Consider the following 1,201-nt stretch of genomic DNA (forward strand, 5'->3'; position numbering starts at 1 on the left):
AAAAGTTAAGATATTTAATATTAATGTTCTTTTATATTTGTTCTTTTATTTTAAAATAAAAATAATGGTAAAAAAAGATACCGTTATTATAGAAATAGAGCCTCCGCCGAGAGGCTCTATTTTTTTACCCAAAAAAATGTGATTTCATGATTAAAATAAAAATCAGTTTTATGACTTGATTTAGGTCAGTTTGATGTCCTTGGAAAGGTGTGAACCGCTTAATGAAAGGAGATAATATATGTTATTTCATTTAAAAATTTCAATTATCATATCCCAAAATTAAGATATAATAATATGTTGTTTTAAAATGGCAAATTATCAGTTTGAGGTTTATTATCTAAAAAGATGACATTATTAACGATTACTTTGGTATTTGTTTTCTTTTGACCTTCGTTGTTGGTGTATTTTTGGACAGATAATATTCCTTCGAGATAAATTTTAGATCCTTTGTGTAAATATGTACTCATGTTTTCAGCTTGATTACGAAAAACTACACAAGGAATATATTGAACTTTGTCTTTAGTTTGGTTAACCGCTAATTGAAAATCTATTTTAGGGACTTGTTCGTTGTTACTTTGAATATATTCTTTTTTAAGGTCATGTGTAATTCGACCGATTAATTGAACTTTGTTTAACATAATTTTTTTCTCCTTATTTTGATTATTTTTAATGTTGATGATGTTGTGGTTATTTGGTAAAGTTATTTTTCTTTGTATTTATATTGAGTTTAAATTTTACATTAAGTAATAGTCTCAACCAAAGATAATAGAAACAAACCATGCAAGAAAAATATTAAAAGATAGAAAATATTTTCTAGTTTCATATAATTTATTTTTTCAATTTATTGATTGCTATATTTTTAAGAGCTTTTACTTGTCTTAAAGTTAAATTAAGTTTTTGGGCGATTTTTTGATTGGAATAACTCGGTTGATAATCTTCGTTGATATTTCCTAAAGGAACTCCAAAACTTAATATAATGACATTAAACTCCTTTTTGCTTAATTTAGTTTTTAGTTTCTTTAATAAGAGTTCATGATTTACTTGTTTTAACCATAATTGATGAGGGTTAAGGATTTTATAATGCCATGTATGTTTTTCTTCTTGAAAAGAAGTGTTATTAGATTTATGAGTCTTTTGAGGAACGGAAGGTGAATGGCTTTGTCTTATTAATTCTCTGATTTCTGATTTTATTGTTGGAGTT

At 25.4% G+C, this 1,201-nt stretch carries 1 protein-coding gene and 1 pseudogene; both read right to left on the reverse strand.

Annotated elements, in window-relative coordinates:
- Nucleotides 1-302 precede the first annotated feature (302 nt).
- Nucleotides 303-638 (reverse strand): single-stranded DNA-binding protein, encoded by a 336-nt coding sequence (locus ON17_RS02070; protein ID WP_017191834.1) that lies wholly within the window; start codon nucleotides 636-638, stop codon nucleotides 303-305.
- Between the two features lie 190 nt (nucleotides 639-828).
- Nucleotides 829-1,201 (reverse strand): annotated as a pseudogene (locus ON17_RS02075) (sigma-70 family RNA polymerase sigma factor); the annotation flags it as partial.

This window comes from Poinsettia branch-inducing phytoplasma str. JR1 (assembly GCF_000309465.1).
Classification (GTDB): domain Bacteria; phylum Bacillota_I; class Bacilli_A; order Acholeplasmatales; family Acholeplasmataceae; genus Phytoplasma; species Phytoplasma pruni.

What these genes read in the sequence shown, in the direction of transcription:
- ON17_RS02070 (WP_017191834.1), bottom strand. Translation starts at nt 638, where the DNA reads ATGTTAAACAAAGTTCAATTAATCGGTCGAATTACACATGACCTTAAA.